The 6,739-nt window shown below is 59.1% G+C and carries 5 protein-coding genes, 2 tRNA genes, 1 pseudogene and 3 riboswitches; all 8 genes and pseudogenes read left to right on the forward strand.

Features of this window, described 5'->3' with window-relative positions:
- A partial coding sequence (locus AC6CDK_RS17245) for an adenylosuccinate synthetase (RefSeq protein ID WP_496639936.1) occupies window positions 1-642 on the forward strand: 642 nt, incomplete at its 5' end.
- A 51-nt stretch (window positions 643-693) separates the two neighbouring features.
- Window positions 694-769, forward strand: a tRNA-Lys gene (locus AC6CDK_RS17250).
- A gap of 50 nt (window positions 770-819) precedes the next feature.
- A tRNA-Glu gene (locus AC6CDK_RS17255) sits at window positions 820-897 on the forward strand.
- Between the two features lie 360 nt (window positions 898-1,257).
- Window positions 1,258-1,451, forward strand: a riboswitch (cobalamin riboswitch).
- A gap of 175 nt (window positions 1,452-1,626) precedes the next feature.
- Window positions 1,627-3,654, forward strand: coding sequence for a ribonucleoside triphosphate reductase (locus tag AC6CDK_RS17260; protein ID WP_192905901.1), 2,028 nt, complete (start codon window positions 1,627-1,629; stop codon window positions 3,652-3,654).
- Window positions 3,651-3,824 (forward strand): anaerobic ribonucleoside-triphosphate reductase, encoded by a 174-nt coding sequence (gene nrdD / locus AC6CDK_RS17265; protein ID WP_145915422.1) that lies wholly within the window; start codon window positions 3,651-3,653, stop codon window positions 3,822-3,824. The genes AC6CDK_RS17260 and nrdD overlap by 4 nt, the downstream gene beginning before the upstream one ends.
- A gap of 131 nt (window positions 3,825-3,955) precedes the next feature.
- A complete protein-coding gene (locus AC6CDK_RS17270) occupies window positions 3,956-4,549 on the forward strand; it encodes an anaerobic ribonucleoside-triphosphate reductase activating protein (protein ID WP_066358143.1) in 594 nt (197 codons plus the stop codon).
- A gap of 198 nt (window positions 4,550-4,747) precedes the next feature.
- Window positions 4,748-5,731, forward strand: a complete 984-nt coding sequence (gene rfaD / locus AC6CDK_RS17275) for an ADP-glyceromanno-heptose 6-epimerase (protein ID WP_039647201.1) — start codon at window positions 4,748-4,750, stop codon at window positions 5,729-5,731.
- Window positions 5,732-5,933: 202 nt separating this feature from the next.
- Window positions 5,934-6,127, forward strand: a riboswitch (cobalamin riboswitch).
- 174 nt (window positions 6,128-6,301) lie between these two features.
- Window positions 6,302-6,474, forward strand: a riboswitch (cobalamin riboswitch).
- Between the two features lie 15 nt (window positions 6,475-6,489).
- Window positions 6,490-6,739 (forward strand): annotated as a pseudogene (locus AC6CDK_RS17280) (carbohydrate porin); the annotation flags it as partial.

The following is a 6,739-nucleotide window of genomic DNA, read 5'->3' on the forward strand; positions in this document are numbered from 1 at the left end:
TTCGAGGGAGCCCAGGGCACGCTCCTGGACGTGGACCACGGCACCTACCCCTGTGTTACCTCCTCATCCACCTGCGCGGGCGGTGCCTGCACCGGCACTGGCATGAGCCCCCGGGACATCCATGAGATCATCGGCATATCCAAGGCCTATGTCACGCGGGTCGGCAGCGGCCCGGTCCCCACGGAGCTTCTTGACGCCGATGGCGAGAAACTGCGCCAGGTCGGCCATGAATTCGGCGCAACCACCGGACGGCCGCGCCGCTGCGGCTGGTTCGACGCCATGGTGGTCCGCTACGCGGTACGGGTCAACGGCCTCACCGGCGTGGCACTGACAAAGCTCGACGTCCTGAACGATTTCGAGACCATCAAAGTCTGCACCGGCTACACCTTCGAAGGCAAGCCCCTGACCGACCTCCCCGCCAACCTCGCCGTGTTCGAAAAGTGCGAACCGGTCTACGAGGAACTGCCGGGCTGGATGAGCGACATCAGCGGGGCGCGCACCTTCGAGGAACTGCCCGAGAAGGCGAAAAGCTACGTGAAGCGACTCGAGCAACTGATTGGCTGCCCCATCGTCCTCGTCTCCATCGGGCCGCGACGGGACCAGACCATCATCATCAGCAACCCGTTTCTGGATAAAGCATAAAAAATGCTTGACCGGCAACAAGGAGTCTGATAAAAGTTGTCTTCTCTTTGCGAGCCGCTAGCTCAGATGGTAGAGCACCTGACTTTTAATCAGGTGGTCGTTGGTTCGATCCCAACGCGGCTCACCAACCACACACAAAGAACCCGGCCGAACATTCGACCGGGTTCTTTTCCCTTCGTCCCCTTCGTCTAGCCCGGCCCAGGACACCGCCCTTTCACGGCGGCGACGGGGGTTCAAATCCCCCAGGGGACGCCAACATGATGAAAGCCCTTCCACTCCGCGCGGAAGGGCTTTTTTCTTAACTGTAGTCCATCGCGATCCAGCGTCGGCAGCACTCCCAGCTCCACCTTGCACTCCCTTCTCCTGGCAGTTATGCCGTCCTCGTCCAAGGTGCGAAAGGATGACCCTTCATCCGTTGAAAAGCCTGTGGCTAGTGCAAGTTCCGACCTGTTTATCACCAGATGATCATCATACAGCTCCTGACGCCGCAAGGATTCTGAGCGGGCGATACGGTAGCTCGTTGCCCCGCGCGCATGACAGCAACTTACATTATGCCTTGACTCCACATATGGGCCCATGATATTAATCCGACACAACATCTGGTAACCTTATAACAATTGAATAGCCAATCACGGTGCCCGCACGGGCTTGATAGGGAAGAGGGGTGCAGCTCGGTGAACGAGCGATTCCCCCGCGGACCCGCCGCTGTAAGCGAGGACGAAGGGCGACATGCCACTGGCCGAATGGCCGGGAAGGCGCCCGGAGGATGATTCGCAAGCCAGAAGACCTGCCGTCGATTTCAACCACAGTACCTGCCGATTGTTATCGGCAGCAGCTCCCCGGGAACCGGGAGTGCGTGGACTATGGAACAGAAGGGCTTTGAACACGGAAAGTCCGCATGGTGCTTCGGCACATGCGGACTTTTTTGTCCCTTCTCGCCTCTTTCACTACTCACCGGACCCCTGGAGCAAGGGAGTCCCCACAATGCACCATACCTCAGTTTCCTCACTTCCCACCGCTGTCATCAAGCGTGACGGAACCCGCGCCTCCTTCGACGAATCCAGGATCCAAGCCGCCATTCTCAAGGCCGGACGAGCCAGTGGTGAACTCGACGGGGACGAGGCCGGGCTCCTCAGCCGACAGGTGATCAAAGTGCTGCGGCACCGTTTCCCCGAAACCCCGCCCCACGTTGAGCACATCCAGGACGTGGTGGAACAGGCCCTGATCTCGGCCAACCACTTCGCCACCATGCGGGCCTATGCGGTCTACCGGGAGCAGCGCACCAAGCTCCGTCAGGACAAGAAAACCGTGGTGGATGTCTCCGCATCGGTCAACGAATATCTGGACCAGTCCGACTGGCGGGTCAGCGCCAACGCCAACCAGGGGTATTCCCTTGGCGGATTGATCCTCAACGTTGCCGGCAAGGTGACGGCCAATTACTGGCTCAATCACGTCTATCCTCCGGAAATCGGCGAGGCCCATCGGGACGGGAGCATCCACATCCACGACCTGGATATGCTCTCCGGCTACTGCGCCGGTTGGTCCCTGCGCATGCTCCTCGCCGAAGGGTTCAACGGCGTACCGGGCAAGGTCGAGGCATCTCCTCCAAAACATATGTCCAGCGCCATCGGACAGATCGTCAACTTTCTCGGCACCCTGCAAAACGAATGGGCCGGCGCCCAGGCCTTCAGCTCCTTCGACACCTACATGGCTCCCTTCATCCGCAAGGACCGGCTCTCCTACGAAGAGGTCAGGCAGCACATCCAGGAACTGATCTTCAACCTGAACGTTCCGTCCCGCTGGGGAACCCAGACCCCCTTCACAAATCTCACCTTCGACTGGACCTGCCCGGAGGACCTGAAGGGTCAGGTGCCGATAATCGGCGGCGCGGAGATGCCCTTCACCTACGGCGAACTGCAGGCGGAAACGGACCTGATCAACCGGGCCTATATCGAAGTGATGACCAGCGGTGATGCAAAGGGCAGGGTCTTCACCTTCCCGATTCCAACCTACAACATTACCCCCGATTTCCCATGGGAAAGCGAGAATGCCGGGTTCTTGTTCGCCATGACCGCCCGTTACGGCCTGCCTTACTTCCAGAACTTCATCAACTCGGAGCTCACGCCCAGCATGGTCCGTTCCATGTGCTGCCGCCTTCAGCTTGACCTGCGGGAACTGCTGAAACGGGGCAATGGCCTCTTCGGCTCTGCCGAGCAGACCGGCTCCATCGGTGTAGCCACCATCAACTGTGCCCGGCTGGGGTACCAGCATCGGGGAGATGAAACGGGACTTTTCAGGCGGCTGGACCAGTTGCTTGAAATCAGCCGTACCAGCCTGGAGATCAAGCGCAAGGTAATCCAGCGCCACATGGATAACGGTCTGTTCCCCTACACCAAGCGCTACCTGGGTACCCTGCGCAATCACTTTTCCACCATCGGGGTCAACGGCATCAATGAGATGATCCGCAATTTCACCTCAGATTCCGAGGATATCGCCACGCCAGCGGGACACGCGCTGGCGGTGCGGTTGCTCGATCACCTGAGGCAGCGGATGGTCGAGTTTCAGGAAGAGACCGGCCATATGTACAACCTGGAGGCCACCCCTGCGGAAGGGACCACCTACCGCTTTGCCCGGGAGGACAAAAAGCGCTTTCCCGGCATTATCCAGGCCGGCACGTCTGATGCGCCTTACTACACCAACTCGTCCCAACTGCCGGCAGGATTCACCGATGACCCGTTCGAGGCGCTGAAGCGCCAGGAAGAGCTGCAGGGCAAGTATACCGGCGGCACAGTGCTGCACCTTTACCTGGCAGAGCGGGTTTCCAGTGCGGAAGCCTGCAAGACGCTGGTTCGGCGTTCGCTGGAGCGGTTCAGGCTGCCGTATCTCACTGTTACCCCAACCTTCTCCATCTGCCCCAGACACGGTTACCTCAGCGGCGAACACCAGTTTTGCCCCCTCTGCGATCAGGACCTGATCCGCAGACGAGCCAACCACCAAGGAGGTTCAGCATGAACAGCCACCAGCAACAGCATACGGACATTCCCCAGGAGCAGCGTCAACCGTGCGAGGTCTGGACCAGGGTGATGGGGTATCATCGCCCGGTCGCCTCCTTCAACACCGGCAAACAGGCTGAATATGCTGAACGCCGGTTTTTCAGGGAGACGGAGGTGACCAAGCCGTAGAGCCTATGATTTCTCGGCTGCGACAACAAAACCCGATAAAACTGCGGCCGTGCGTTCCAGGCGAAGGCTGGCGGCCACGGCGTGCATCGCCCGGGCTGCACCGATCCGATCAGACGTGAACAGGAGCACCCATGCTTGCCATTGGCGGCCTTACCCCCTTTACCACCATCGACTATCCCGGCAAACTGGCGGCGGTGCTCTTCTGCCAGGGCTGCCCCTGGCGTTGCGGCTACTGTCACAACCGCCACCTGTTAACGTGTGGCCAACCTGGAACGGTGCCGTGGGGAGATGTGCTCCGTTTCCTCGAACAGCGGCACGGCCTGCTGGATGCCGTGGTCTTCAGCGGCGGCGAGCCGACCATGCAGCACGGGCTGAGATCGGCTCTTGCCGAAGTACGGCACATGGGCTTTTCAACTGGGCTGCATACGGCCGGGCCTTTCCCCGAGCGTCTCCACTCCTGCCTGCCATATCTGGACTGGGTCGGCATGGATATCAAGGCATCCTTTGACGAGTATCACCTGATAACAGCCATGCCGGGAAGCGGCGACGCCGCCCGACAGAGCGCGGAACTGTTGTGCCGGAGCGGCGTACCACATCAATTCCGCACCACCCTCGATCCGTTCCTCCTGAACGGCGGCAGGATCGAAACGATGCGGCAGCGAGTGAGGGAGAAATGGGGAGAAGAATTGATCGTGCAGCCGTGCCAGGTTCATGCCCGGACCTGAGCTACTGAGCGGCATATCCGCCTGGAGCATCCGGACAGGGATGCAAAGCGTATCGGCTCCTCTTTTCAAGTTAGCCAATAGCCCCCCTTGTTCGGCGGACTATTCTATGATATAGACGGTGGCACGATTTCAATATTAGTAACACCAAGCGGAATTTTTCCGCAGGACACCTGTCGACTGACGGAAAGGCACCTTTACATGCTCATCGTAACCGGCGGCGCCGGCATGATAGGCAGCGCCGTTGTCCATGAACTGAATCAACGCGGCCAGGACGATATTCTGGTGGTTGATCATCTCGGTACCGGAAATAAATGGAAAAACCTTCGGGCACTCCGGTTTCGGGATTACCTGGAGAAGGATGTCTTTCTCCGGCAGATTGTCGCAGATGGGGCTTTCGGCGGGGAACGGATCGATGCGATCCTGCACCTGGGGGCCTGTTCCGCCACCACGGAGCGGGACGCCTCCTATCTGATCGAAAACAATTTTGCCTATTCCAAGCAGCTTGCCCTGTATGCGGCGGCGAACGGCATCCGCTTCATCTATGCCTCCAGCGCCGCCACCTACGGTGACGGCAGCCACGGCTTCCTGGACAACGAGACAGCGCTGTGCTCATTGCGGCCACTCAATATGTACGGCTACTCCAAACATCTCTTTGATCTCTGGGCCAGGGCCAACGGGCTGCTGGAGAAGATGGTGGGGTTGAAATACTTCAATGTCTTCGGTCCTAACGAGCATCACAAGGGGGATATGCGCTCACTGGTTCTCAAGGCGTATGAACAGATCCTTGCCACCGGTACGTTGCGTCTCTTCAGGTCCCATCGCTCCGATTACGCCGATGGCGAGCAGCAACGCGACTTCATCTACGTGAAAGACGCCGCCGCCATGACACTGCACTTTCTGGACAAGCCGCACATCAACGGTATCTTCAACATCGGCGGCGGCGAAGCCACCAGTTGGAACCGGCTGGCCGCCGCAATCTTCAACGCACTGAACAGACCACCCCGCATCGAATATATCGATATGCCGGAGGAGATCCGTGACACCTATCAGTACCATACCTGCGCCGACATCAACAGGCTGCGCCAATCCGGTTACGACCGGAAAATAACGCAGCTCGAATCATCCGTAGAGGACTATGTGACAAATTATCTGCTGCCTGGCAAGCACCTCGGCGAGCGGTAACCGTCATGTCGGCCCCTCTTCTGGGCAGAGGCAGCTCCTTTATGGGGACGACGGCATTGGACCTTATGTTGTTCAGCGGCTGAAGCGAGAGAAGCGAGCACCTCCCCGGATAGCCGCGATGGCGGGACATGCGCCTTTAAATCAGATGGTTCGCCACAACTATCTGTGCTACCGGCATAGATCTTTGTGACGAACCCCATGACAACCTAATATCGGATCACGGTGCCCGCAAGGGCTTGATAGGGAAGAGGGGTGTATTTCCGCCAGGAAAGAGTCCCCCGCGGACCCGCCGCTGTAAGCGAGGACAAAGGGCAGCACGTCACTGGTCACATGACCGGGAAGACGCCCGGAGGATGATTCGCGAGCCAGAAGACCTGCCTGATCTCAGCACTCGCCAGTCCCGACGGTAAAGGGAGAGTGGAACCATGAACAGGCTTTGAATACGGAAAGTCCGTCTGCTGCTTCGGCACAGACGGACTTTTTCATTTCAGGGTTCGGGGCAAGCCGGTCTGCCGGATTGTCCGGAAGGGGGGTGGGATAAGAGGCAACATAACTCGAAACCACGTAATCCATTCAGCACCAGGGCCCGGTCAAGGGAAGTGGAGTGCGATTCTCCCGCTGCCCCGCAGCCGTAAAGGGAACGAACGCCCAAAAGAGCCACTGTCAGGAGCAATACTCGATGGGAAGGCGGGCACGTAGGCAGCCCTCAAGCCGGAAGACCTGTCCGGGCCGAACACTATTTCCCGAGGGAGGAAAAGATGAAACGTAACTGGAAAAAACTGATGGCCCGGCTTGCCGTGATGACAGTCGGTCTTGTTTCGCCCGCTTTTGCCCTTAACCCCGACCTTGCCGTGCCGGAACAAGTCGAGATCAAGCACAAGGCCTGCCAGGAGATGTTACGGCTCGCCGCCACGTATCAGGTGGAGGGGCTGTTCTCCAAGGAATTCGAGGCGGGCCAGGTGTGCTACACCCGCACGGACCTGGCGGTGGTGCTGGAGCTGCTGACCG

It is taken from the genome of Geobacter sp. PheSNFMC (assembly GCF_059620965.1).